Raw genomic sequence first — 24,604 nt, 5'->3', positions numbered from 1 at the left:
AGGTTATGGCATCCAAGGACATAGAAAAACTCAAAGAGAAGTTTGATAAAGACCCCAATTCGAAGCTTTTTCTGCCCCTTGCGGAGGAATATAGAAAAGAAGGCATGCTGGAAGAGGCGATAGAGGTGCTGCAGAAGGGGCTTGAAAAGCATGTCTCCTATACCAGTGCCCGGGTTCTGTTAGGAAAGACCTACCTGGAGAAGGGCATGCTGGAAGAGGCCCGGAAGGAATTCGAAGGCGTTATAAAGATCGTTCCGGACAACCTGTTTGCACACAAAAAACTTGCAGAGGTGTACCGGGATACCGGCGAGACTGATCTTGCCATAAAGTCGTATAAGGCCATTCTGAAGCTTAATCCGATGGATGAAGAGTCGTTAGGCAGTTTGAGGGATATCGAAGCAGTCTTCTCTCCTGCTCAGCCCGCTCAGGAGGCAGGGAAAACAGACTCATCATATGGTGAGGTCAGGATGCCTGAAGCTGAGGAAGAGCCCGCTCCTGCTGATATCCATATTGGGGAAGAGATCCATATTGAGGCTCCCGATATTCAGGTCGAGCACTCTGAAGATGAACTGAACGCTTTCAAGGACTCGCTTTTTGGTGACAAGTCAGGCCTGGGCGGCGAGCTTGAGCATGATGACGAGATTCACGTTGAGGCACCGGAGGAGGCTGAAGAAGCAGGAACCGCTTCTATTTCAGATGACGAGGTTGCTGCTATAGAGGACCTGTCGTTCGAGGATGTTGGCGAGTCGACAGCGCCGGAGATCAGTATGGCTGTCAGCGAGCCTTTCATTGCTTCAGAAGATGCTGAAGAGACGATCGAACTTCTGGAGGAGCCGCTTGAAATTGCTGAAGAACCGGTTATTGCGGGTTTCGAAGAAGTGCCTGCAGCGCCGAAGCAGGAAGTGGCAGATCTTTCAGACGCTGACCGGTTCGTGGCAGACGGAAAATTCGCAGAGGCGATGGGAGTATACAGAAAATTTCTTGCCGGTGATCCGAATGATAAGAGGGTCCTCCAGCGGGTTGATGAACTCAGGTCGCTTTTGAAGCTCCTGGGCAAGGACAAAGAAGTACTCATAGATAAATTGAACGCATTTCTTGAAGGGATACAGAAGGGGCGCGATGGATTTCTCGGACATTCTTAAAGAGGCGGTAGAAAAAGTTGACGGTGCCGTTGCGGCGATGATCCTTGCCTCTGACGGTATTCCTGTTCAGGAGTTTGTTTCCGAGAAGCTCATAGACTTGACAGGGCTTGGCGCCGAGGCCTCTGCAATGATCAGGGACGTTGGCTATGCTGCCGAGAACCTGGGACTGGGCCAGGCCAGGGAATTTTCGATCGTTTCAGATACCTGCGGCATCATCATGCGGAAGATCAACGACGATTATTATTTTTCTCTCGTCATAAAGCCTGAGGGTAATTACGGAAAGGGACGTTACGTCCTCAAAACAATGATCCCCAGGATAGAACACGAATTCTAAAAGATCTGTGATCGGCGCACGTTAGCCGGTAAACGGTAATTTCTGGACTGAATACTCATGAAAATCCTTGTCATACACGGCCCGAATCTGAATCTCCTCGGCAAAAGAGAGCCGGATGTCTACGGCAACACCACCCTTGATGATATCAATCAGCAGATAACCGAACTGTCAAAGGAACTCGGCATTGAAGCGGAAACCTTTCAGTCAAACAGCGAGGGTGAAATTGTTGATGCCATACAGAAGAGGACCTATGATCTGCTGATCATCAATCCTGCCGCGTACACGCATACGAGTGTTGCCATCAGAGATGCCATTTCTGCGGTGGGCAGGCCTGCCATTGAAGTGCACATTTCGAACATCCACAAAAGAGAGGATTTCAGGAGGACCTCATACGTCGCCGGTGTCGCCACGGGTCAGATCAGCGGCCTTGGCGTTGAAGGATATCTCCTTGCCGTACGAGCCAGCCGGAAGATCCTGAACGGATGAAGCAGATCATTGCGATTACCGAATCCCTTGCTTCCAAAGGGATCAGCGGCATGCTTGTTTCCAATATCAGGAATATCCGCTATCTTACCGGGTTTACCGGTTCATCCGCCTGTCTGCTCATATCAAGGAAAGAGCGCATCTTTTTTACCGACTCCCGGTATGAAGAGCAGTCAAAAAGAGAGGTGCGGGGTTTTGATATTATTATCGAGCACGAGGAACGGCCGAAGCAGATCCTCGAGAAGGCAAAGTCAGCCGGCATCAGAACACTCGGTTTTGAATCGACCGTATCTTATGCGTTTTACAAGTCTCTTCTCAGGAAGGGATTCAAGGTCAGGAGCGTCACGAACCTGATCGAGGAGATGAGAAGGATAAAGAGCCGGCTTGAGCTCAAGATGATCGGCAAGGCAGTTGAGCGGGCAGAGAAGGCCTTTCTTGCGGTGAAGCCCTATGTCAAGCCCGGGTTTTCGGAACGGCATCTTGCGCTGCGTCTGGAAGCAGGGCTGAAGAATCAGGGCTGTGCCGTGATCCCCTTTGACATTATTGTTGCCGCAGGGAAGAACTCGGCAATGCCACATGCCCGGCCCACAGACAACAGGATTAAGCAGGGCGACTTCATCATGTTTGACTGGGCTGGTGAAGCAGAGGGATATTTCTCAGACATGACCAGGACCTTTCTTTTGAAAGGCGGCAGGGACCTTGCGCGAAAGATCGACGTCTATAGCACGGTTTTGAGCGCAAATCAGGGGGCGATCGCCTCTGTACGGGAAGGGCTCATTGCCCGCACGGTTGACAAGACAGCAAGAGATGTTATAAAAAAGGCAGGGTACGGCGACTACTTTGGTCATGGTACCGGCCACGGGGTGGGCCTTGATGTCCATGAACTGCCTCGCATATCGCGCTTTGGAAGAGAAACGATCAGGGCAGGCATGGTATTTACCGTAGAGCCGGGGATCTATCTTCCGGGAATCGGGGGTGTCAGGATCGAAGATATGGTCCATGCAGACAAGCAGGGATGCACGACCCTGACATCACTTCCCAGGAAACTCGAAATACTCTAACCATTGACTCAGGAGGAACAGACCATTGATAGCAACGAGTGATTTCAGAAAAGGCGCAAAGATAGAATATAAGGGTGAACCTTACGAGATCATCGATTTCCAGCACGTGAAGATGGGAAGGGGTGGCGCTAACGTCAAGACTAAGATGAAGAACCTCAAGACCGGAGGCGTTATCGAAGAGACGATCAGATCCGGCGAAAAATTTCCTCCCGCAGGACTCGAAGAGAAGAAGATGCAGTACCTCTATGCACAGGGTGACGACTATATCTTTATGGACCAGGAAACATACGAGCAGCTTCCGCTGAGTTCATTACAGTTGGGCGATACAAAGCTGTTTCTCAAGGAAAATATGGAGGTAAGGGTCCTCTACTATAAGGGAGAGCCCCTCAATGTAGAACTGCCGACCTTTGCTGAACTGGTCATTGCAAAGACCGACCCTGCGGGGTTCAAGGGTGATACCTCATCAGGGGGCGGAAAGCCTGCAACGCTCGAGACCGGTGCGGTCGTGAGGGTGCCGTTTCATCTCAGTGAAGGAGACACGATCAAGGTCGATACCAGGACGTCTGAATACATAGAAAGGGTACGATAATGGAACTTGAGGATCTTAAAGAGATCATCGAACTGCTCAAGGAAACAGATATTACCGAACTTCAGGTAGAGAAGGACGGCACGAAGGTGAAAATCAAGCGCGAGAAATATCTCCAGTCCATAGAGATCCCAGCCCACAGGCCGTCTGTGGTTACGGCACAGGAGACACAGGTGAGAGAGGCCGTGGCAGAAGAGCCTGAACAGAGGCTGATCACCGTCACCTCTCCTATCGTCGGCACGTTCTACCGTTCGCCATCGCCTGAGGCTGCGAGCTTTATCGAGATCGGCCAGAAGGTGAAAAAGGGACAGGTCCTCTGTCTTATCGAGGCCATGAAACTGATGAACGAGATCGAGTGCGAGGCTGACGGCACGGTCGTGAAGGCCCTCGTGGAAAATGGACAGGCCGTTGAATACGGCGAGCCGCTCTTCCTTGTCGAGCCTGCATGAAACTCTTTAATAAGATTCTTATTGCCAACCGCGGCGAGATAGCGGTCAGGGTTATCCGTGCCTGTAAGGAACTGGGCATAAAGACGGTTGCGATCTATTCGGAGGCTGATAGGGAGTCGTTCCATGTAAAGATCGCTGATGAATCTGTCTGCGTCGGACCTGCAAGCACTGCCCAGAGCTATAATAATCTCCCCAGTATTCTTTCAGCCGCAGAGATCACCGATGCCGAGGCGATCCATCCCGGATACGGGTTCCTCTCGGAAAACCCCCAGTTTGCAGAGGCCTGCCTCACTTCAGGCATCACGTTTATCGGTCCGACGGCAGAGACGATCAGGCTTGGCGGGGACAAGTCGAAGGCCCGGCAGACCATGAAGCGCAGAGGAGTGCCGGTAGTTCCGGGCAGCGACGGCCCTGTTGTGACAGAGGAGTCAGCGCTCAAGTTGGCAAAAAAGATCGGGTTTCCGGTGATTATCAAGGCGTCTGCAGGCGGCGGTGGGCGTGGCATGAGGATCATCAGGGCAGAGGCTGAGCTTGAGAAACTCTTTTTTATGGCGCAGAGAGAGGCGCTTACGGCCTTTGGCAATGGTGAGCTCTATATGGAAAAATATATTACCGAGATGCGCCATGTTGAGGTGCAGATCATTGCGGACAGCAAGGGAAATATCCTTCACCTCGGCGAAAGAGATTGCTCAGTGCAGAGGCGGCATCAGAAGCTGATCGAAGAGTCGCCTTCGCCAATCGCATCGGAGAAGTTCAGAAAAAAGATCGGTGAATATGCGGTCAAAGCTGCCCGGGCGCTTAAATACCGTAATGCAGGAACTGTTGAATTTATCGTTGAGCCTGACGGCAATATCTATTTTATGGAGATCAATACGCGCCTTCAGGTCGAGCATCCTGTCACCGAATATGTAACAGGCATAGACATTGTGAAGGAGCAGATCAGGGTGGCTGCGGGCTTTCCCCTCGAACTGAAGCAGCCACAGGTGAAGTTCGCAGGACATGCCATAGAATGCAGGATCAATGCCGAGGACCCTGAGCGGTTCATACCCTGCCCCGGCAAGATCACCTTTATGGCAGTGCCGGGAGGCCCGGGAGTGCGCGTGGACACTGCGATGTACAACGGCTGCACCGTATCATCCCATTATGATTCTCTGGTTGCCAAGCTGATCGTTCATGGCCATGACAGGGAAGAGGCGATTGCGAGGATGAAGCGTGCCCTGGATGAGTTCATCATTGAAGGCATCAAGACCACCATACCGTTCCATAAAAGGGTGCTGAACGATCCTGATTTTATCAAGGGTGAGTTCAATACCGGGTTGGTTGAGAAGATGAACAACCCTCTTCAAACTCCGAACAAATAGCCGCAGCCCTGGAATGTATCAGCGCGGCATCTGTTTTATTACGGATCGAACCTGTTCGCAACTGCCGGTGATTGATATGGTAAAACGGGTGCTTGATGGCGGCATCACGTTTATCCAGTATCGCGAAAAACAGATGGCCCGGCGGGAGATCTATGCAGAGGCATTAAAGCTCAGGGCGCTGACCCTTTCCTACAATGCCGTATTTATCATCAATGACCACGCAGATATTGCGCTTGCCGTTGAAGCTGATGGGGTGCACCTCGGACAGGACGATCTGCCGCTGCAGGAAGCCAGAAAGATCATGGGCAGAAGGATCATCGGTATCTCCACGCATAGCATGGAACAGGCACAGTCGGCGGAGGCCGGGGGTGCCGACTACATCGGGTTCGGTCCCATATTCCATACCAGCACAAAGGACGCTGGCGCACCCAAAGGTGTTGACATTCTTACAGCAATCAAACAAAATTGCAGTATTCCTGTTGTAGCGATCGGCGGTATCAGTATCGACACGGTTGCTGATGTTATGCATGCAGGAGCAGCAGCTGTTGCGGTTGCAACAGCTATCTGCAGGGGAGATATTACGCAAAACGCAAAAAGATTTTGCGGCATAATTCAGAAAAATGCGGGAGGATAAGATGAAAAAGTATTTAGTAATGCTTCTCTGCCTTGGTGTTGCGCTGGCCTTTGTGGCGGGCTGTCAGAAAAAATCTGATTCGATCAGGATCGGCGTTGCAGGTCCCATGACCGGTGATCAGTCGAAGATGGGAACTGATTTCAAGAACGGCGTTTCCCTTGCAGTGGAGGAATGGAACGCAAAGGGCGGCGTTTTAGGCAAGAAGATCGAGATCATCGTTGGGGATGACCAGCATGACCCGAAGCAGGCAGTTTCGGTTGCGAACAAGATCGTCAATGACGGTGCAATCGGTATTATCGGCCACTTCAACTCAAGCTGCTCGATCCCTGCCTCTGATATTTACAACAGGGGAAGTCTGCCGATGATCTCTCCCGGTTCCACGAATCCGCAGTTTACGGAGAAGGGATACAAGGGTGTCTTCAGGGTATGCGGAAGGGATGATCAGCAGGGCAAGGTCGGATCTGATTTTACCAACAGCCAGCTGAAAGTGAAGAAGATCGCTGTCATCCATGACAAGACGACCTATGGTCAGGGGCTTGCCGACGAGTTCAAGAAAGCGCTTGGTGATAAGGTTGAGATCGTATTCTATGGCGGCATTATCCAGGGAGACAAGGACTTCAAGGGTGTGCTCACCACGGTCAGGGAGAAGAAGCCTGAGCTCATATTTTTTGGCGGCATCTATCCGGAGATGGGCCTGCTGGTGAGACAGTCGCGTGAGCTCGGCATGAAAACACCGTTTATGAGCGGCGACGGCTCCATCGATCCAAAATTCGTAGAGATAGCAGGGGCGCAGGCAGCGGAGGGCACCTATCTCACCTTCAGCCCTGACCCCAGGAATATTCCTTCGGCAAAGGACTTTATCAGCAAATACAACGCTAAATTCGGTGAGCTTGGCCCCTATTCCATCTATGCCTATGATGCTGCCAATATCATGCTTTCTGCCATTAAGGAAGCGAATACAACTGACGGCACGAAGATCATCGAGAAGCTCCATGCACTGGAGTTTACCGGCGCGGTAGGCAAGATCAAGTTTGACAGTAAGGGCGATGTTACTGCCCCTCCTTATGTTGTCTGGACCACAAAAGACGGCAAGTTTGTAGAGCAGTGGAAGCCATAACTTTTTTATTTACGAATAATCATTGGGAGGGTGCAGGGTTTTTCCTGCACCCTCTTTTTGTTTCGACAGATGATCTATTGTTTGATATAGTTGAGAAAAGAATATAGGGAGGCAACACCATGAAGATAGGTGTCATCGGTTCGGGGAATATGGGTAGTGGCCTTGGGAGGATCTGGGCTGGAAAGGGACATGAGATCATCTTCAGTTATTCCAGAAGTCAGGAAAAGTTGAGCAGCCTTGCAGCCTCGGCGCCAAATGCAAAGACCGGCACACCTGCAGAGGCCGCCCAGGCAGAGGTAATCCTGCTTTCTGTCCGCTGGTCGGATGTCCCGGATGCTCTCAAACAGGCCGGTTCTCTGAATGGAAAGATTGTGATAGACTGCACGAACCCGCTCAAACCTGATCTGAGCGGTCTGGAGCTGGGCCATACCAGTTCTGCTGCCGAGGAGATCGCCCGGATGGCGCCTGGAGCAAAGGTAGTCAAGGCTTTCAATACAGCCTTTGCACAGGTGTATGAGGAAAGATCACGCCTCTTCGGCTCCCGCAGGGCAAGCATGTTCTACTGCGGCGATGATGCTGAGGCAAAGTCTGCTGCAGCCAGGCTGATAACGGATGTCGGATTCGATCCGGTCGATTGCGGTCCCCTCACCTCTGCCCGCCTGCTTGAGCCGGTTGCCATGCTGGTAATAACGCTCGGCTATGGCATGAAGATGGGCACGAACATGGCCTTGGACCTTATAAGGCGGTAACCCATGACATCTATCGAAAAGATACAGGCAGAATACGAAAAAGCAGCTGCAAAGAAGCATGAGTTTTCAGAAAAACTGAAACTGCTCGAAAATGCTGAACCAAAAAACTTCCACGACATCTGGATGACCCGCGACCAGATCGCCTATTGGCAGGGGAGGGCAGAAGGGTTGCAGTTCGCGCTGGGTGAGCTATCGCGCTGAGAACCCGGAGATGGATCAGGCATCCAGCAGTTCCCGAACCTTTTTCAGCAGGACTGAAGGCGAGAGCGGTTTTTGGATGAACGTGATGCCCGGTTCAAGCAGACCCTGCCTGCTGACGATGTCTTCTGCATAGCCGCTAACAAAGAGGGCCTTTACCGAGGGATTGATGAGCCTGATTTCGTCCAGCGCCTCTTTACCGTTTTTCTTCGGCATAATACCGTCAAGGATAAGCAGTTGTATGGCTTCATTGCTGACGCCATATTTCTCGACGGCATCTGCACCATCTTTTGCTTCGATCACAATATAGCCCTGATTGCGCAGTATCGTGGTCATCAGCTTTCTGAGGCTGCTGTCATCCTCTGCAAGAAGGACTGTTTCTGTTCCCCCTGTGCTCGTGACGGCTTCTCCCCCGGTATCCGGCATCTCCGCGCTGCCTGCTGACAGCGGCAGATGTATCATAAAGACAGTACCTTTTCCGGGTTCGCTGTCAACGTTAATAAAGCCTTCATGCTGCTTGATGATGCCATAGACCATGGCAAGTCCGAGTCCGGTGCCTTTGCCCTGCTCCTTGGTCGTGAAGAAGGGTTCGAATATCTTCTCCCGGGTCTTTGCATCCATGCCCTCACCGTTGTCAGAAACGGACAGGAGGGCATAGCTGCCGGTCTTGCCGTATCCGTGTGCATCTATGAACGTGCTGTCCATCAGCACCGCTTCGGTCCTGATCTCGATCCGGCCGCCTCCCGGCATGGCATCCCGGGCATTGGTAACCAGATTCATAAGCACCTGCTCGATCTGGCCTGCATCAGCGAATACGGTCAAGTCTTCCGGCGCACAGATCGTTGCGATATGAATGTCTTCCCTGATAAGCCTGATCAGTAGCTTCTCGAGTCTTTTTACAATTTCGTTCAAATTAACCGGTTTGGGGCTAATGATCTGTTTTCTGCTGAAGGCCAGAAGGCTCTGGGTAAGCACAGTGGCCTTGTCCGAAGCCTGGAGTATCTGCTCCACATTGATCCTGAGCGGTTCGTCCTTCGGCATCTTCATCAGGGTCAAATGGGCATACCCCACAATAGCCGTGAGGATATTATTAAAGTCATGGGCAACACCGCCTGCAAGCTGACCGATTGCTTCTATTTTCTGGGCCTGAAAGAGCTGCTCCTCCAGCCGCTTTTCTTCTGTAATATCCTGCAGAGTTTCGATAGCTGCGATCAGTCTGCCGCTGCTGTTAAAGATCGGAGAAGCTTCAAAGGAGATATAGCGGTCCTTGCCGCCCAGATTCCTGTACCATCCTTCTGCCTTGATTGCAAGGGGATTCAGTTTGGAGCGGGAATAATTCTGGTAAAGTTCGGCAAGGTCGCCTGCCCTGTTGTCGATAATGACATCTGCAACCGTCGGCCTCTGTTCTGCATAAAACGGTTTCCATTGATGATCAGTCCCGATCATCTCTGCTGCATAGCAGCCGGTAAGCTCTTCACATGCCTTGTTCCAGATCATGATTATATGGCTGCTGTCCAGAACAAAAGTGGCAACCGTTGAGTTCTCAATAAGGTTAGATGCAAAGTCCTGCTGCTCAGACAGAGCCTCCTCTGCTTTTTTTCTCTCTGTTATGTCCCGGACAACATGGATCACGCCGATCAATGCCCCTGACCGGTCACAGCGGGGAAGTGCCTTAACCTCTAAATACTTGTTAAGATGCGGCTCGAACAGCTCGATGACGGAAGAGGCGCCGTTCTGAAGGGTCAGGCTGCCGGGGCAGGCGTCAGGGGGCAGGTCCGCTCCATGATACGATCTGAAACATTTAGTGCCGACAATTTCCGCGCCACTCTTTCCGAGCAGACGTTCTGCCGCTTTATTGGTACGGATGATGTTCAAATCCTTATCGTGAATGGTTATGGCGTCGTTGATCGTATCGAATGTGTCTTCCCAGTCGTCCTTTGCCTGACGAATGAGATCATCAACCCGGCGGCGCTCCGTGATATCGTCAAACGCAACGATGATCTTGTCAGCTGCCCTGGCAATCCTGAGCTCAAGGTCCTTAATGCTTCCGTCTTTACAGACAATCTGCCTCACCACATTGGGAACCCGCTCTCCGCTGAAGAGGCGATCGACCAGATCCTGCCATTTACGCGAAATGTTCTCGCGGGCAGCAGCATCAGGATAGGCCAGAGACCACCATCGCTCAAGGGTGGGTATATCCTCATGCGTATAGCCCATGATCTCTAAGTGCTTCACGTTAATATATTCGATTGTGCCCTCTCTTGTGACCATAGAAATTGCCATTGGAGAATCGTCAGTAATATGACGAAAGATCTCCTGGCTCTCGATGAGTGCCCGTTCGGCATTTTCACGGTCCTGTACCTCCTGTTCAAGATGCATGATGGTCGTGGTCAATTGATACGTCCGGTCTTTCACCTGAGCTTCAAGGCTTGTCCTATACTGCTCAAAATCGAATTGGAGCCCAAACTCGTAAAAAAGCCTCTTGTTGGCAACGTATCTCATGATCAGCATGGCGCTTATGCAGGAGAATATGAGAATGCTCTCTGATGCAAAATAAGGGATATTCGTTATAGGGTCGTACAATAGGATCGGTACCAAATAGAGAGAATAGACGATCAATGACGAGATGAGGCATATGCCGAAGTAGAGCGGAATGATGCCACTCACAAAAATGCCGACCAGAATGAAGCCCGGTGCATACGGTGACTGGTGACCGCCGAATCTTGCGATCATCAGGGCAAGCATGGTCGAGACAGCGACCGCCGCCAGGATGACAAATAAAGTCATGCGTTTCCGGGTCGTCATCCGCCGGTTGAGAAGATACAACAGAAAGAGCAAGGCTGATGTGCAGAGACGATAGGCAAGGAAGGCAAAAAAATTGTCCGGGGTTGCCAGATAGTCGAGTGGTATCAGGGACAGGACGAGGATCGACCCAAAACCAAGCCCGATACTTGTCCAATAGTGCAGATAGTCAACGTAACGAGAACTAATATATTGTTCTTTTGTCATTTCATGAGAAGGCCGGGAGTCCCTTTCCTCAGCCTGGGCTGTCAGCCGGGTGACTGTATCCTATCACCATTTATGCATGGCTGCAACAGCGAGTTGCGCATGCCGGATACAAAGGAATGCAGCTACGAAAAAAACAGATTCAGGCAGCCCTTCAGGTCATCGAGTCTGTAGGGTTTGTTCAGGACCCCAGAAAAACCATATGCACGATAATCAGCCACTACCGGATTGTCTGCGTATCCGCTCGAAACGATTACCTTGACATGGGGGTCGATCTCCAGGATCTTTGCGACAGTTTCTTCGCCGCCCATACCCCCTTTTACGGTCAGATCGAGAATGACCAGATCGAAAGGCCTGCCCGTCTCCTTCGCTTCCCGGAACGAATCGATCGCCTTTTCGCCATCCTCAGCGCTTACTGCGGAGTGACCCAGCGCTGTGATCATTTGATGGGCGACGGTTCTCACCAGATCTTCATCGTCCATCAGGAGTATCCTGCCCTTCTTCGTCCCTTCAGCAACGGGAGCAGTTGCTGCAGCCTTCACCTCTGTTTCCTTTGATGCAGGAAGATAGATGGTGAAGGTGGTGCCTCTGTTTATCTCAGAGCGTACCTCAATGAGACCACCGTGGTTCCTTATGATCGAATACGAGGTCGCAAGTCCGAGACCGCTTCCCCTTTGTTTGGTCGTAAAATAGGGGTCAAAGATCTTTGTCATGTTCTGCCCGGATATGCCGATACCTGAATCCTGAATATCCATGCGTACGAACCGGCCCCCGTCGGGCAGTCTTAGATTGGTCTTTGGCGGGATATCCATATTTTTAACCGCGATTACTACGGTGCCCCTGCCTGCCATCGCCTCATTGGCATTGAGCACGATATTCTGGATGACCTGGGCGAGCTGTCCGGCATCTGCCTCAACAGACCAGAGGCCGGGAACTATGTCGAGCCGATAGTCGGTATGGGAACCGCTCAGGGCGAACTTGACGGCGTTTTCAACGGTCGGTTCGAGCCTGATCAGCTTTTTCATCGGCTTGCCGCCTTTGGAGAAGGTCAGCAGCTGCGTTGTGAGGTTGACCGACAGGTGGAGAGCCTCCTCGGCCTGTTCGAGCATGGCAAGCGATGTTTCCTTTTGGTCCAGCGTCATCTTTGCCATCGAGATGTACCCGAATACTCCCTGCAGCAGGTTATTGAAGTCGTGGGCTATGCCTCCTGCAAGAGTGCCGATGGATTCGAGTTTCTGGGTCTTGAGCCTTTCTTCTTCGAGGAGATACTTTTCGGTGATATTATTGATTGTTTCAATGACTGAAGTGACCTTGCCGGAATCATCCCTGATCGGAAAGGCCTTGGTCTCCACATAAAGGATAGTGCCATTGGCATCTTTATGGCGGTGCAGGGCTGAATGGGGTGCTCCGGTCTCGAATGTCTGACGGACTGCGCATTCTTCGCCTTTCTCAAAGCAGGGCCGGTCGATCTTGTGCGATATCTCATAGCAGTGGCTGCCGATGACATCCTGATCGCAGCCGCCCACCTGGCTGCAGTAGGCCTTGTTTGCCGTCAGGATGCAGTAGTCCCGGTCAATAACGATAAACCCCTCGTCTACGGTATCGAGGATGCCCCGGACAAACTCTTCACTCTGACGGAGTTTTTCTTCGGCCTCCCTGCGTTCGGTGACATCGCGTGTCACACTCAGCAGCGCGGTGATCTTGTTCCTATCGTTTCTCAGGGGGACCGCATGGGTCTCCAGCCACAGGTGGCGGCCTTTCATGCCGATGATCTCGAACAACAGGGTTCCGGCTTCGCCCCGAAACACCTGTTTGGCCAGATTCATGAACGGCTGCCGATACTCGGAAGTGACTAGCTGACTGATGTTTTGATCTCTTACCTGGTCAAAGGAATCGGCCTGGATCATATCCAGCCCCGCACGGTTCATCATGATCAGGTTCGCATTTTCGTCGAGCAGCTTGACGCATTCAGGCTCGGTCTCTATGATTGTCTGGAGCAACTTCTCGCTCATCCGCAAAGCTTCCTCGATGCGTTTGCGCTCGGTGATATCAGTAGAAATACCACAGAGACCAGTGACTGTCCCCATGCTGTCCCGAAGCGGCAACTTAACGGTCCAATAGGTACGCGGCGCTTTGTCGAAAGACTTGAGCCCTGTCTCTTCCCGGGTGACCGTCTCCCCCCGCTCGATAACCGGGCGGTCGCTTCGCATGATCTCTTCAACCGACTGGGCTGAAAAAAACTCCTTGTCACTTTTACCTATGATCTCATCCGTACTCCTGCCGAAGAGTTCGCAGACTTTGCGGTTGGCATACGTGTAGAGGTATTGAGTATCCTTGATGAAGATAGCGGCCCCGACATTGTTCAGGATGGTGTTGAGGCGCTCGTCGTTGTTCTTGAGTGCCTCCTCGGCCTGCTTTCGCATGGTGATATCTGTAATCACGCCAATCAGGCCGATTTCGTTGCCGTGGACGTCGTGGAATCGCCTGCATGCAAGGTGGCCCCAGAACTGGGTACCGTCTTTCCGCCAGTACAGACGTTCCAAATCAACCGCAGGGACCTCGCTTGACAGCAGAGCGAGCATATTCTTCCGGCCGGTCTCCTTCTCGGACGGATGGACCAGTTCCACATATTCGCACCGGAGAAGCTCTTCAATCGTTCGCCCGAACATCTCTGCCATGCGCCGGTTGGCGTGGGTGATGCGGCCGGTTTTATCCACCAGACCGATCGCAACGCTCGCAGTGTCCATGATCTGCTGCAGCATATCACCACGCTCGGCGATCTCCATTTCAGCACGTTTGCGTTCGGTGATGTCGCGCAGGAAACAGAAGAAGCGGCCGCCCTCAATCGTCCGGTAGGATGTATTGATCTCCACGGGCCAGATCGTTCCATCTTTGGCGCGGTGCAGTGTCTCGAATAAGTCGTTACCATTGCGCATGACCTTTGCGATATGGGAGGCAGTCTCCTCGGGCCGTTCTATTACTTCGAGATCCGTGACTTTCATGGCGAGCAGCTCATCGTGTGTGTAACCTGAGCGCTTTATATAAGCATTGTTAACATCGAGAATGCGGCCTTCCGCATCAACCAAATGAAAACCATCTGAGGATGTTTCAATGGCTGCCCGGTACATGACGAGAATGTCCGATTGCGATCTCTCAGACTTTTGACTGTCTGCACTGTCTTCTTGTCTATCTTCCATCACAGCCTGATTTTACGTTAAGAGAAGTCTAAAGACAAATCATTTTTTATTGCCCTGTTTCGTCTTTTTGCAATTTCCCTGCGGTGGCGTTACCATACAGCATGGACGGGCGAAACCGGGTTAAAACGATCTTGCGTGGCGACCGGAGTGACCGGGTTTCTTGTGCCCTGTTCGGCGGAGGGCTCTGGTCATTCCGCCAGGCGGGTCTGCAGATCGAAGATATGGCAAAAGCTCCCGACGTCCATGCAGAAGCACTTGCCGCTGTTTTTGGGGAGTTGAATACGGACATCATATTTGCCGGCTCAGGCCTGAACTCCTTTCCTGCCGAGGCGATCGGCGGCCAGCTCGCCTTCCGGGGAGAGCAGGCCCCGCTGCTTTCGTTCCCTCTTATCCAGAAAGTTGAAGACGCCGGTTATTTTGCGCAGATCAGTATTGCCAACTCTCCCCACAGTCTTGCGCTGGTCGAGATGATCGCCGGACTCAGGAGACGGCTTCCTGACCGGTACATCTGTGCTACATCGTGGGGGCCGTTCACCTGGGCCATGATCCTCTGTGACTGGCACCTCCTGCGGGAAAAAGTGGCGGGCGACAGGAGGTTTGTGCAGGAGGTCTGCGATCTGGGAGTCCGCCTCTCGTTTGCATTGTATGAACCGCTCATCGAACGGGGTCTCATCGACGGCATCTCAATACCGGACGGTGCGGTAACGCTCATTCCCCATGATCTTTATCGAACCGTGGTCCTCCCCTATGAAAAGAAGCTCTTTGACCTTGTCAGGGCACGCGGTGTTGGCTGTTTCCTCCACCAGTGCGGCAATATTAATCAGCAGATCGCTCTTTATCCCGAGACCGGTGCAGACTGCATATCAGTTGATGCGGGCGTCCTGATCAGTGAGGTGTATAACCACTATCACAAAACGCTGGTTACTGCCGGCAACATCGATGTGATCAATACGATCTATGGCGGGGATGAGGAGCTTATCTGCAGGGTGGTTGCAGGATCTGTTGCAGGCATTTCAGATCCGCTTTATCGATATATCCTGATGCCGTCCTGTGATCTTCCTCCTGATACGCCTCTGAAAAAAGTGAAGGAGTTTCTGGCCTGTGCTGACCGTATTCAGTCATAGGGAGCAGATTTCCTGTAAAATAGAGCCATGAAAAAACATCTCGTATTTGTCGGCGGGGGACATGCCCATCTCACAGCCCTTTCCCGCATAAAGGATTATGTTGACCGGGGCCATAGGGTAACGGTCGTCAGTGCTTATGCCTATCAGTATTATTCGGGCATGGGACCGGGCATGCTGTCAGGCATCTATAGACCACAGGATATCCGTTTCAATATAAAAAAAATGACCGAAGACCGCGGCGGGGACTTTATTGAAGACCGGGTGGTCAGCATCAAGCCTCAGGAGCGATCGCTCATACTGGCCTCAGGCAAGAGCATAACGTATGATGCGGTCTCGTTCAATATCGGCAGCGAAGTTTCGTTGTCATCAGCGGCCGGGCATCCGGGGCGTATCTTTACGGTCAAACCTATTATTAACCTCCTGGCTGCGAAGAAGGCTGTTGCAGAAGGCATCGGCCAAAAGATCCTGCGCATTTCCGTTGTCGGCGGCGGGCCTGCAGGCGTCGAAATGACCGGAAACGTGTGGCGTCTCGTAAACGATCTGGACGGCAGGGCTGAGATCACCCTGATTGCCGGCAGCAGAATGCTTCATGCACTCCCAGAGGGAGTGCGAACACAGGTGATGGCTTCGTTTCTGTCCAGAGGTATCAAGATTCTGGAAGGCAGGCGCGTCACAGCGGTAGAAGAGGAGCGGGTGGTATTTGACGACAATACTGGGCAGGGATTTGATATTGTGCTGATCTCAACGGGTGTAAGGCCGTCAACGCTCTTCAGGGATTCCGGATTGCCGGTCGGCAGTGACAACGGCCTCCTGGTGAACAGCCATCTTCAGAGTGTTGCGTATCCCGAAATCTTCGGCGGAGGCGACTGCATAAACCTCGAAGGTCATCAGCTTGCAAAGGTGGGGGTATATGCTGTTCGGCAGAATATGATCCTCTTCAACAATCTTATGGCCTCCCTTGAAGGCGGAACTCTCGGGACATTCATGCCCCAGAAGCATTATATGCTCATCTTCAATCTTGGGAACGGAAAAGGTATTCTCTGGCGGGGAAAGTTCGTCTGGCATGGCAGAACTGCCTTTCTGCTCAAGGACCACATTGACCGGAAGTTCATGAGGACGTTCCAGGTATCAGGCGAGGCCCTTGAGTAACAGACGCCGGTAATCACTCACAATATCGAGGTCTGAAAGAGTGATGAGGCTTTGACAGCGCAGTTTCCCGTCTTCGATCGCTCTGAGCGTCTGCTCATAGACCTGTACGGTGCTCCAGGGAATGTCACGAAACAGCTCTCCATGCGGCTCTTTCATGCCGATCAGATAATATCCGCCGTCTTCTGCCGGGCCGATGACGATATCTGCATTATCCAGGGCTGCAAAGGCTTGCGTAATTATTGTTGAGTTCAGGCCGGGAATATCAGTTCCGGTCAGGACTGCCTTCTCAGCTCCAAGCGATAGCAACTGCCTGATCGCATTGTCCATCCGCTGACCGACGTCATTTCCCTGCTGGGGGACAAGCTCTTCATGCTCAAACCATGATCGGAAATCTTCCTGTCGTTCAGGAGGGTCGTAGAAAACAGCGCGTCGATAGTCCTGACCGGCCGGGGCCGTGTTTTTCATTATCTGCTCTGTCACCCTGCGATATATCTCTGCAGCCTCTTCGCTGCCGAGATCTTTTGCCAGACGTGTTTTTACACGGCCAGGCTCCGGGTATTTGATCATGATGCCGTACAGATTTCTGTTCATCGGTAGTAGAACCGAGCGAGTTTATCCGGCGATACGCCAAGCTGATAAAGCAGCATGGTCATTTGGTTGGTCGCTGCAGTCCTGAGCAGACCCCTGCTGATCCATCTGCGTCCTGATGTCACGGCTTTTTTCTGAAGGACTGCGATCCTGCCGAGCTTTTTCATTCTTTTGATAATATCAACATCCTCCATGAGCAGTATCGCTTTGTAGCCGCCGAGCTTTTCAAATATACTTTTCCGGATGAAGATCGCCTGATCGCCGTATGGAAGCCCGAAGGCCCTGCAGCGCATATTGACCCATGCCTCAACGAGTCGGAATTTCGAAGAAGGATCGTCTATGCAGAAGCGAAATGCGCCTCCAACGACCGATCGATCATCAAGGGCAGAGCAGAGCTCTTCTGCCCAGCCCTGTTCGAGAATCGTATCTGCGTGAAGAAAAAGAAGAATGTCACCTGCAGCAACTGCACTGCCGGCATTCATCTGAGTTCCGCGGCCTTTCGGAGAATCTATTACCATGACACGATTACGGCTCAGGGCGATCTCCCGTGTCCGGTCAGCACTGCCGCCGTCTGCGACAATGATCTCCCCTGGAAAGCCCTCTGTCCCCAGTGCGTCAATACAGCGTGCTATCAGCAGTTCTTCATTCAGCGTCGGAATGATAATCGAGATCATCGTATGGCCCGGGTAAAAGGCATGATAAGAAGCCTGCGGAGTCCGAGCTCTCCGGGCTTGCGGTATGGACCCAGGCCGATCACGATCCCTTCCTGGTCAATATCCTTCAGCAGGGTTCCGAGCAGTCTGTCCCATATCGAAAGGATCGTGCCGTAGTTTGTATCGCGTTCCCTTATGACGACCGAGTGATGGATACGGTGCATGGATGGCGGAACAAAAAGAAGATGGAAGATCCTTTCAAACCATAACGGCACCTTGACGCTGCTGTGCTGGAACTGTGCAGTCAGTCCCAGGAGGCTTTCGAAGAGGATGACGCTCACCACATTTGCACCGATCAGATAGATCAGGCCTATTTTGATCCCGGAGGAGAGCGCAAGCTCACCGATATGGAAACGGCTTGCTGTTGACACATCCATATTGAGGTCACTGTGATGTACGCGGTGAAAGCGCCAGAGAAGGGGGACGCGATGATTCAGGAGATGCCATATATAAAAGACGAGGTCCATGCATATGACCGACAGAAAAACCTTCTGCCAGAAAGACAGACTGAAGCTGTTCAGTATGCCGAGATGGCCTGCGGAAACATGCAGGGCGCTGTTGATCGTTGCCGTGGCAAACAGGAGACTGAGGACTGCACTGTTGAATATCGTGAGAGAGATGTTGGTCAAGAGCCGTTCTCTTTTCGGCACAGAGGATGGCCGGTAGGGCCGCACATACTCGAAGAGGAGAAAGATAAAAAAACCGCCCCAGGAGACCAGACCCCGAAGCATCGCGATGCTGAAGTTCGTCATAATGAGGCTTTCGGCAGATCTGCAGCTGCGTCTCTGTCCAGAAGCCACGTGATATTTCCGTCAGATGGTCTGACCATCGCAGCCGGATATTCCCTGTTTTCCTTGCGGCTGAGCAGAGAACCGACGATCCCTGCCTTTGATCTGCCGCTGACAAGGAAGATCACCCGCTTCGCAGAGTTCAGCACCGGAAGGGTCAGCGTGACGCGCCAGTGAAGAGCGGTGTCGGAGAAGACCGGCAGGGCAAGCCGCTGCTTTTCCCTGAGGATCTCTGAACCGGGGAAGAGAGAGGCAGTATGGCCGTCTGCGCCGAGACCGAGCAGAATGAGGTCAAAGGCCGGCAGATCTTCGACAAAATGTTTTTTCATATCAACTTCGTAGTATTGGGACGCTTCCAGAGGCCTCAGTTCACCTTTTATCCTGTGAACATTCGCACCGGGTATCCATATGCGCGATATCAGTTCATCATAGGCCAGTCTGAAGTTGCTCTGCTCGTGGTCGCGCGGCAGACACCGCTCGTCTGACCAGAAGAGATGTACCCTGTCCCAGGCGATCTTCTTCCGATATGAGGTGCCAAGATGCCGGAAGAGCTGACGGGGTGTCGAGCCTCCTGAGAGTGCAACGGAAAATCTGCCCTGTTCCGCGATAGCCTGTTCAGAGGCATCCCTGAAGAGCTTTGCGCCTTCAGCGGCAAGCTCCGCCGGGTTTTCGACGATTCTGAGAATCTCGCTCAGAGCGGTCTCCATGCCCTTCCATCCTTTCGCAGAAGCTCTGTTGCTTCAGCAGGACCTTCAGTTCCTGAAGTGTACGGCTGAAGCAGCAGGGCTGACCTTCCGGACTCGAACTCTTCAAAAACCGGATTGAGAAGCGCCCAGGTCTCTTCAACGCTGTCGTCCCTGACGAAAAGCATCTGATCCCCCTGCATGCAGTCGAGCAGGATGCGTTCATAATCGCTCAGCGCCACAAAGCGCGGGTATGAGAAATCCATGTTCACCGGGCTGAGACATATCTTTGTGCCGGGATTTTTTGCCTGGAAGGTGATGTCGATGCCCTCGTCCGGCTGAATGCGGATCACGAGCGTATTCGGTTCGATCTTCTCCTTCAGTGCCTGGGCGAACATAAGATGCGGCACTGCCCTGTAATGGATCGAGATCTCTGCTTTTTTCCCGGAAAGCCTCTTGCCTGAGCGGAGGTAAAAAGGCACACCGTTCCATCGCCAGTTATCAATATAGACCTTTAGAGCAGCATAGGTCGGCGTCTGCGAGTCAGGCGATACGCCCTTTTCCTGTCTGTATGCATTGACTGCGGTTCCGTTGATCGACCCTGAGCCGTATTGGCCGAGCACAAGACTGTCCCGAAGGCCGGAAACACTCAGGGGTCTGATGGAACGGAATACCTTGACCCTTTCATCCCTCACCCTTTCAGCCTCAAACAGCGCGGGAGGCTCCATGGCAGTGAGCGCAAGGAGCTGGAAGATATGGTTCTGGAACATGTCCCTGAGTATGCCGGCCTTTTCATAATAGCCGGCCCTGTTTTCGATGCCGATGCTCTCTGCAACCGTGATCTGAACGTGGTCGATATAGCGTCTGTTCCAGAGCGGCTCGAAGATCGCATTGGCAAACCGGAACATGAGGATGTTCTGCACCGTCTCTTTTGCAAGGTAATGGTCCATACGGTAGATCTGACGTTCAAGAAACGAGGTCCTGAGCACGGCATTGAGCTTTCTTGCAGAGTCGAGGTCGGAACCGATCGGCTTTTCTACGGCTACATGGGTGAATCCGCCATCTTCTTTCGAAAGGCCGGATATGCCGAGGTTCGTAATGATCAGTTCATAGACGGTCGGCGGCACCGCAAGATAGAAGATCCGGTTGGCCAGGGTGTCGTGGGCCTGCTCGAGTCCTGTTATGACCGCCCTCATGATAGAGTAAGAGGCAGGATCGTCATAAGCTCCTGCATGGTAATAGAGCCTTGCGCTGAAGACGTCCCATGCCTTTCTGTCAAAGTCTTTGCCCATTGCCTGTTCTACTGCCTGGCGGATCTGTTCACGGAACGAGTTCTGGTCCATTGCTGTCCTTGCAGTTCCGAGGATGCAGGAGTTGCGGGGAAGAAGACCGTCTCTGTCCAGACGGTAGAGCGCAGGGAAGAGCTTTTTCCGGCTGAGGTCTCCTGATGCGCCGAATATCACCAGCAGGAAAGGCCTCGGGATCTCTATGCTGCAGCTGTCATAGGTGGCGTATGCAGGCCCGTTATTCATATCTTCCGTTTCCTCTTAACCTTGGCCTTTCCTGCCGTTGCCCTTCTTTTTCCTGACCACATGGCCGCCGAACTCGTTGCGCAGTGCAGCCAACATTCTGTCAGAGAAGGCATTGGCATCCCGTGAACGGAACCTCTGGAAGAGGGCGGCAGTAATGACCGGCGCAGGGACCGCTGTCTCTATTGCCTGCTGCACGGTCCATCTTCCTTCTCCCGAGTCTTCCACATATGCTTCGAGCTTTGCGAGCCTCTTATCTTTCTTGAAGGCCTCTTCTGCCAGTTCAAGAAGCCATGAACGGACAACGCTGCCCTGGTTCCAGAGGTGCGCTACTGCGCCGAAGTCCAGATGTTTTCCATAAGGTGATGCATCGAGGATACCGAAGCCCTCTCCATACGCAGACATCATGCCGTATTCGATGCCATTATGCACCATCTTTACAAAATGGCCAGCGCCGGCAGGGCCGCAATAGAGGTACCCGTCTTTTGGCGCCAGGGTCCTGAATATCGGTTCAAGTTTTTTGCAGACCGCTTTTTCGCCGCCTGTCATAAGACAGTACCCTGCCTTCAGGCCCCAGATGCCGCCGCTCACGCCTGCATCAACATACGCTATGCCGGCCTTTTTCAACTTCTCCGCCCGCCGGACATCATCTTTATAAAAACCGTTGCCGCCGTCAATGATCGTATCGCCTTTTTTCAGGAGCGGCAGGAGGCTGGCGATCATGTCATCCGTCGGTCTTCCTGCAGGCAGCATGATCCAGAGAAAACGGGGAGGTCGAAGCAGGGAGACGAGTTCCTCAGGAGTGAAGGCCGCCTTTGCTCCTTTTTTTGCGATTTCCCTGGTCCTATCCGGCGTTCTGTTGAAGGCTGTTACTGCGTGCCTGCCGCGAAGCAGGCGGACCGCCATATTCATTCCCATACGTCCCAAACCGATCATGCCGATCTGCATAGTTCCTCCGTTTGCTGATGCTGATAAAATTGTATCAGAAATGCAGGAGCCTGCCTTAACTATTTTTGTGTCGTGCCTGAATAAAAGTAACCACTCAGTTGTAAGGGGTAAATCTCCTCCCCTTTCCAAGGGGAGGTCGGGTGGGGTATTGGAAAATGAACCAAAACCTCCCCATGCCCCTCCTTGGTAAGGAGGGGATATTGAATCTGTCCCCTCATACCTGAATGCTTACGAATACAACGTGATAATCATATCCAACATGACCCGGAAGCTGGTAAAATGAAGGCATGAGATTTCAGGACAAGGTCAGTGCCCTCCAGTCTGGACCGCTCAAGGCGGTTTCCGTATCAACGCTTCAGGTCAATCTCGGTTATGTCTGCAACATGTCCTGCTTCCACTGCCATGTCGAGGCCGGATCTCTGCGTACAGAGTCGATGAAGAGAGAAACCGCTGAAATGGTGCTCTCTGTATTGAGGGACAATAAGATCAGTGCACTCGACATTACGGGTGGTGCGCCGGAGCTGAACCCGAACTTTGTTTTTTTGGTCGAGGAGGGCAGGAGATTAGGCAGCCATGTTATTGTCCGCAGCAATTTTACCGTGCTCGCTGATCCCCGATACGAATATCTCTATGAACTGTTCAGCAGTCATGATCTTGAGATAACAGGCTCCCTGCCCTGCTACACGGAAGGTAATGTGGACAGCATGAGGGGGAAGGGTGCGTTTGCAAAGAGCATCCATGCCCTGAAGCGGCTGAATGCGATCGGGTATGGAACAGGCAATGCACACCGACTGCTCAATCTGGTGTACAACCCGGGAGGGGCTTTTCTTCCCTCTTCGCAGGCACTGCTCGAAAGAGATTATAAAAAGGTTCTCCTGGAGGTCCACGGCATCTCCTTTGACCGTCTCTTTACCTTTGCAAATATGGCTATCGGCAGGTTCTCGAAGGTCCTTGAACAGGCAGGAAAAGAGGAGCAGTATCATGAACTCCTTAAATGCTCCTTTAATGCTGATGCGCTGCCTGGCCTCATGTGCCGGTCCATGGTCAGCGTGGGGTGGGACGGCAGAATCTATGACTGCGATTTTAACCAGGTCCTTGATATTCCGCCTGATGAAGGCTGCCCGCAGCATATACGCACTTTTGACCTTGATGCGCTGTCCGGGCGAACCATTGCGGTCGGCGATCACTGTTTCGCCTGCACTGCGGGTCAGGGGTTCACGTGAACCGGCTCGATCCGGTAGCAGGCAGTTGGCCTGCGGAATCATCAGGATAACGATATGAAAAGACTGCTCTCATGTGCCGTTGTTCTTTTTCTTCTGTCTGTTCTTTGCATTGCTGCCGCATCAGCCGAAACACGATCGGTTTTTCTGCGGGAAGATTTCAACGATCTCGAAAACTGGAGGCCGCTTTTTTTCCCTAAGATAAAGCAGCACTCCAGATATACCATTGTCAAGGATGGCCCTGACAGCCTTCTCAAGGCTGAGAGCAATGCCTCGGCATCAGGGATCATCTACAAGAAGGAGTTCAGCGTATATGATTACCCAAAGGTACGGTGGCGCTGGAAGGTCAGCAATATTTATGCAAAAGGGGATGAACGGTCGAAGTCCGGAGACGACTATCCCATTCGTATCTATATCATCTTCAAGTATGATCCGGATGCAGCTGCTTTTGGCCAGATGATAAAATACGGCCTTGCCAAACGGATCTATGGCGAATATCCGCCTCACAGCAGCCTGAACTATATCTGGGCGAACAGGAAGCATGCGGAACGCATTATCACCAACGCGTATGCTGATGAGGCGAAGATGATTCTTCTTGAGGCAGGGCCGGAAAAGGCCGGCCGGTGGCTCGAAGAGGAGATCGATATCCTTGACGACTATCAAAAGGCGTTCGGCACAAAGCCGCCAGCTCTTGCAAGTATCGCGATCATGAACGACTCGGACAACACGGGTGAAAGCTCTGAATCGTTCGTCGACTATATTGAGGTGTTCAGATGACAGGGAGAGCATGTCATGGTATAGGGCATGTGATATGAGCCGCGAAGCGATAAGAAAAGTAACTCTCGCTGCAATGATCATTGCCGTCGCAATGGTACTCAGGATCTATGTTCTCGGTGATCTCCTGAGCCTGGCCTCAGTCAAGGCATCCCAACAGCGCTTAATTGCACTCTATGCAGATCACGGTCCTGTGGTCATTGCGGTCTATATGGCGGTGTATATTGTCGTTACTGCCCTTTCTCTTCCCGGCGCAACCGTTATGACCCTTGCAGGCGGAGCGCTCTTCGGCCTCTGGACAGGTACGGTCATCATATCCTTTGCAAGCAGCATCGGCGCAACGCTCGCCTGCTTTGTATCGCGTTATATCCTCAGGGACTGGGTCCAGAAGAAGTTCGGCGACAGGCTCTCTGTTGTAGACAGGGGGATAGCAGAGGACGGCTCTTTTTATCTTTTTACCCTCCGCCTGATACCGGTCTTCCCGTTCTTTATGATCAACCTTCTGATGGGGCTGACGAAGATGCCTCTCAAGACCTTCTACTGGGTATCGCAGCTGGGTATGCTGCCGGGCACACTGGTCTACGTGAATGCCGGAAAGGAACTCGGCAGGATCGATTCGCTCAAAGGCATTCTCTCGCCCGGGCTGATCATCTCATTTGTGCTGCTTGGGGTGTTCCCATTGGCGATGAAAAAGATTCTTGGCTATTACAGGGCGAAGAGATACAGGGCTTGATGCACGGGAAATGACCTGATGTCTGGTTGAGACAGACT

At 52.4% G+C, this 24,604-nt stretch carries 24 protein-coding genes; 16 read left to right on the top strand and 8 right to left on the bottom strand.

Annotated features, from left to right (window positions below; genetic code table 11):
* The first annotated feature begins 5 nt into the window (after positions 1–5).
* The 11 genes from HZB62_12370 (at position 6) to HZB62_12320 (ending at position 8,117) form a co-directional block, all read left to right on the top strand.
* Positions 6–1,142: a tetratricopeptide repeat protein gene (locus HZB62_12370; protein ID MBI5075946.1), complete on the top strand. Its 1,137-nt coding sequence runs from the start codon at positions 6–8 to the stop codon at positions 1,140–1,142.
* Complete coding sequence (locus tag HZB62_12365; protein MBI5075945.1) at positions 1,120–1,476, top strand: roadblock/LC7 domain-containing protein; 357 nt, start codon at positions 1,120–1,122, stop codon at positions 1,474–1,476. Before HZB62_12370 ends, HZB62_12365 begins: the two co-directional genes overlap by 23 nt.
* A 57-nt stretch (positions 1,477–1,533) precedes the next feature.
* Positions 1,534–1,962, top strand: a complete 429-nt coding sequence (gene aroQ / locus HZB62_12360; GenBank protein ID MBI5075944.1) for a type II 3-dehydroquinate dehydratase — start codon at positions 1,534–1,536, stop codon at positions 1,960–1,962.
* Positions 1,959–3,020 carry an aminopeptidase P family protein gene (locus HZB62_12355; GenBank protein ID MBI5075943.1) on the top strand — a complete coding sequence of 354 codons (1,062 nt, stop codon included), beginning with the start codon at positions 1,959–1,961 and terminating at the stop codon, positions 3,018–3,020. The genes aroQ and HZB62_12355 overlap by 4 nt, the downstream gene beginning before the upstream one ends.
* 25 nt (positions 3,021–3,045) lie before the next feature.
* Positions 3,046–3,609, top strand: coding sequence for an elongation factor P (gene efp / locus HZB62_12350; GenBank protein MBI5075942.1), 564 nt, complete (start codon positions 3,046–3,048; stop codon positions 3,607–3,609).
* Positions 3,609–4,055, top strand: a complete 447-nt coding sequence (gene accB / locus HZB62_12345; GenBank protein MBI5075941.1) for an acetyl-CoA carboxylase biotin carboxyl carrier protein — start codon at positions 3,609–3,611, stop codon at positions 4,053–4,055. Before efp ends, accB begins: the two co-directional genes overlap by 1 nt.
* A complete protein-coding gene (gene accC / locus HZB62_12340) occupies positions 4,052–5,416 on the top strand; it encodes an acetyl-CoA carboxylase biotin carboxylase subunit (GenBank protein MBI5075940.1) in 1,365 nt (454 codons plus the stop codon). Before accB ends, accC begins: the two co-directional genes overlap by 4 nt.
* Before the next feature lie 13 nt (positions 5,417–5,429).
* A complete protein-coding gene (gene thiE, locus HZB62_12335) occupies positions 5,430–6,050 on the top strand; it encodes a thiamine phosphate synthase (protein MBI5075939.1) in 621 nt (206 codons plus the stop codon).
* Between the two features lies 1 nt (position 6,051).
* Positions 6,052–7,167: a branched-chain amino acid ABC transporter substrate-binding protein gene (locus tag HZB62_12330; protein ID MBI5075938.1), complete on the top strand. Its 1,116-nt coding sequence runs from the start codon at positions 6,052–6,054 to the stop codon at positions 7,165–7,167.
* Positions 7,168–7,286: 119 nt separating this feature from the next.
* Positions 7,287–7,916, top strand: a complete 630-nt coding sequence (locus HZB62_12325; protein MBI5075937.1) for an NADPH-dependent F420 reductase — start codon at positions 7,287–7,289, stop codon at positions 7,914–7,916.
* Positions 7,917–7,919: 3 nt separating this feature from the next.
* Complete coding sequence (locus tag HZB62_12320) at positions 7,920–8,117, top strand: hypothetical protein (protein MBI5075936.1); 198 nt, start codon at positions 7,920–7,922, stop codon at positions 8,115–8,117.
* 15 nt (positions 8,118–8,132) lie between these two features.
* On the opposite strand, the gene HZB62_12315 is transcribed toward HZB62_12320, so the two are convergent.
* Positions 8,133–11,123 (bottom strand): PAS domain S-box protein, encoded by a 2,991-nt coding sequence (locus tag HZB62_12315; GenBank protein MBI5075935.1) that lies wholly within the window; start codon positions 11,121–11,123, stop codon positions 8,133–8,135.
* A gap of 122 nt (positions 11,124–11,245) precedes the next feature.
* Positions 11,246–14,317, bottom strand: coding sequence for a PAS domain S-box protein (locus HZB62_12310; protein ID MBI5075934.1), 3,072 nt, complete (start codon positions 14,315–14,317; stop codon positions 11,246–11,248).
* Between the two features lie 101 nt (positions 14,318–14,418).
* Here HZB62_12310 and HZB62_12305 point away from each other — a divergent pair, with 101 nt between their 5' ends.
* Entirely contained in the window at positions 14,419–15,441 is a 1,023-nt protein-coding gene (locus HZB62_12305) for a hypothetical protein (GenBank protein MBI5075933.1), read from the top strand.
* Positions 15,442–15,468: 27 nt separating this feature from the next.
* Complete coding sequence (locus HZB62_12300) at positions 15,469–16,590, top strand: FAD-dependent oxidoreductase (protein ID MBI5075932.1); 1,122 nt, start codon at positions 15,469–15,471, stop codon at positions 16,588–16,590.
* Here the strand turns inward: HZB62_12300 and HZB62_12295 are convergent.
* Genes HZB62_12295 through gnd form a run of 6 tightly spaced genes read right to left on the bottom strand, consistent with a single transcriptional unit; the run spans position 16,570 to position 21,839 of the window.
* Positions 16,570–17,181: a TIGR04282 family arsenosugar biosynthesis glycosyltransferase gene (locus tag HZB62_12295; protein MBI5075931.1), complete on the bottom strand. Its 612-nt coding sequence runs from the start codon at positions 17,179–17,181 to the stop codon at positions 16,570–16,572. The genes HZB62_12300 and HZB62_12295 overlap by 21 nt on opposite strands.
* Positions 17,178–17,852 (bottom strand): TIGR04283 family arsenosugar biosynthesis glycosyltransferase, encoded by a 675-nt coding sequence (locus HZB62_12290; protein ID MBI5075930.1) that lies wholly within the window; start codon positions 17,850–17,852, stop codon positions 17,178–17,180. Before HZB62_12290 ends, HZB62_12295 begins: the two co-directional genes overlap by 4 nt.
* Positions 17,849–18,643, bottom strand: a complete 795-nt coding sequence (locus tag HZB62_12285; GenBank protein ID MBI5075929.1) for a sterol desaturase family protein — start codon at positions 18,641–18,643, stop codon at positions 17,849–17,851. The genes HZB62_12290 and HZB62_12285 overlap by 4 nt, the downstream gene beginning before the upstream one ends.
* Positions 18,640–19,386: a 6-phosphogluconolactonase gene (pgl, locus tag HZB62_12280; GenBank protein MBI5075928.1), complete on the bottom strand. Its 747-nt coding sequence runs from the start codon at positions 19,384–19,386 to the stop codon at positions 18,640–18,642. Before pgl ends, HZB62_12285 begins: the two co-directional genes overlap by 4 nt.
* Positions 19,371–20,894, bottom strand: a complete 1,524-nt coding sequence (gene zwf / locus HZB62_12275; protein ID MBI5075927.1) for a glucose-6-phosphate dehydrogenase — start codon at positions 20,892–20,894, stop codon at positions 19,371–19,373. The genes pgl and zwf overlap by 16 nt, the downstream gene beginning before the upstream one ends.
* Before the next feature lie 15 nt (positions 20,895–20,909).
* Entirely contained in the window at positions 20,910–21,839 is a 930-nt protein-coding gene (gnd, locus tag HZB62_12270) for a decarboxylating 6-phosphogluconate dehydrogenase (GenBank protein ID MBI5075926.1), read from the bottom strand.
* Between the two features lie 287 nt (positions 21,840–22,126).
* Here gnd and arsS point away from each other — a divergent pair, with 287 nt between their 5' ends.
* The 3 genes from arsS to HZB62_12255 are packed head-to-tail and all read left to right on the top strand — an operon-like array spanning position 22,127 to position 24,566.
* Positions 22,127–23,062 (top strand): arsenosugar biosynthesis radical SAM protein ArsS, encoded by a 936-nt coding sequence (gene arsS / locus HZB62_12265; protein MBI5075925.1) that lies wholly within the window; start codon positions 22,127–22,129, stop codon positions 23,060–23,062.
* A gap of 54 nt (positions 23,063–23,116) precedes the next feature.
* Positions 23,117–23,836, top strand: coding sequence for a DUF3047 domain-containing protein (locus HZB62_12260; protein ID MBI5075924.1), 720 nt, complete (start codon positions 23,117–23,119; stop codon positions 23,834–23,836).
* Positions 23,837–23,870: 34 nt separating this feature from the next.
* Positions 23,871–24,566 carry a TVP38/TMEM64 family protein gene (locus tag HZB62_12255; GenBank protein ID MBI5075923.1) on the top strand — a complete coding sequence of 232 codons (696 nt, stop codon included), beginning with the start codon at positions 23,871–23,873 and terminating at the stop codon, positions 24,564–24,566.
* Positions 24,567–24,604: the final 38 nt, after the last annotated feature.

It is taken from the genome of Nitrospirota bacterium (assembly GCA_016214855.1).
GTDB lineage: Bacteria > Nitrospirota > Thermodesulfovibrionia > Thermodesulfovibrionales > UBA6898 > UBA6898.
This window is presented reverse-complemented; position numbering and strand designations above follow the sequence as displayed.

Bases quoted from the DNA above. Each gene is read 5' to 3' on its own strand.
- HZB62_12370 (MBI5075946.1), top strand. From the start codon at position 6: ATGGCATCCAAGGACATAGAAAAACTCAAAGAGAAGTTTGATAAAGAC.
- HZB62_12365 (MBI5075945.1), top strand. From the start codon at position 1,120: ATGGATTTCTCGGACATTCTTAAAGAGGCGGTAGAAAAAGTTGACGGT.
- aroQ (MBI5075944.1), top strand. From the start codon at position 1,534: ATGAAAATCCTTGTCATACACGGCCCGAATCTGAATCTCCTCGGCAAA.
- HZB62_12355 (MBI5075943.1), top strand. From the start codon at position 1,959: ATGAAGCAGATCATTGCGATTACCGAATCCCTTGCTTCCAAAGGGATC.
- accB (MBI5075941.1), top strand. From the start codon at position 3,609: ATGGAACTTGAGGATCTTAAAGAGATCATCGAACTGCTCAAGGAAACA.
- accC (MBI5075940.1), top strand. From the start codon at position 4,052: ATGAAACTCTTTAATAAGATTCTTATTGCCAACCGCGGCGAGATAGCG.
- thiE (MBI5075939.1), top strand. From the start codon at position 5,430: ATGTATCAGCGCGGCATCTGTTTTATTACGGATCGAACCTGTTCGCAA.
- HZB62_12330 (MBI5075938.1), top strand. From the start codon at position 6,052: ATGAAAAAGTATTTAGTAATGCTTCTCTGCCTTGGTGTTGCGCTGGCC.
- HZB62_12325 (MBI5075937.1), top strand. From the start codon at position 7,287: ATGAAGATAGGTGTCATCGGTTCGGGGAATATGGGTAGTGGCCTTGGG.
- HZB62_12320 (MBI5075936.1), top strand. From the start codon at position 7,920: ATGACATCTATCGAAAAGATACAGGCAGAATACGAAAAAGCAGCTGCA.
- HZB62_12315 (MBI5075935.1), bottom strand. From the start codon at position 11,123: ATGACAAAAGAACAATATATTAGTTCTCGTTACGTTGACTATCTGCAC.
- HZB62_12310 (MBI5075934.1), bottom strand. From the start codon at position 14,317: ATGGAAGATAGACAAGAAGACAGTGCAGACAGTCAAAAGTCTGAGAGA.
- HZB62_12305 (MBI5075933.1), top strand. From the start codon at position 14,419: ATGGACGGGCGAAACCGGGTTAAAACGATCTTGCGTGGCGACCGGAGT.
- HZB62_12300 (MBI5075932.1), top strand. From the start codon at position 15,469: ATGAAAAAACATCTCGTATTTGTCGGCGGGGGACATGCCCATCTCACA.
- HZB62_12295 (MBI5075931.1), bottom strand. From the start codon at position 17,181: ATGAACAGAAATCTGTACGGCATCATGATCAAATACCCGGAGCCTGGC.
- HZB62_12290 (MBI5075930.1), bottom strand. From the start codon at position 17,852: ATGATCTCGATTATCATTCCGACGCTGAATGAAGAACTGCTGATAGCA.
- HZB62_12285 (MBI5075929.1), bottom strand. From the start codon at position 18,643: ATGACGAACTTCAGCATCGCGATGCTTCGGGGTCTGGTCTCCTGGGGC.
- pgl (MBI5075928.1), bottom strand. From the start codon at position 19,386: ATGGAGACCGCTCTGAGCGAGATTCTCAGAATCGTCGAAAACCCGGCG.
- zwf (MBI5075927.1), bottom strand. From the start codon at position 20,894: ATGAATAACGGGCCTGCATACGCCACCTATGACAGCTGCAGCATAGAG.
- gnd (MBI5075926.1), bottom strand. From the start codon at position 21,839: ATGCAGATCGGCATGATCGGTTTGGGACGTATGGGAATGAATATGGCG.
- arsS (MBI5075925.1), top strand. From the start codon at position 22,127: ATGAGATTTCAGGACAAGGTCAGTGCCCTCCAGTCTGGACCGCTCAAG.
- HZB62_12260 (MBI5075924.1), top strand. From the start codon at position 23,117: ATGAAAAGACTGCTCTCATGTGCCGTTGTTCTTTTTCTTCTGTCTGTT.
- HZB62_12255 (MBI5075923.1), top strand. From the start codon at position 23,871: ATGAGCCGCGAAGCGATAAGAAAAGTAACTCTCGCTGCAATGATCATT.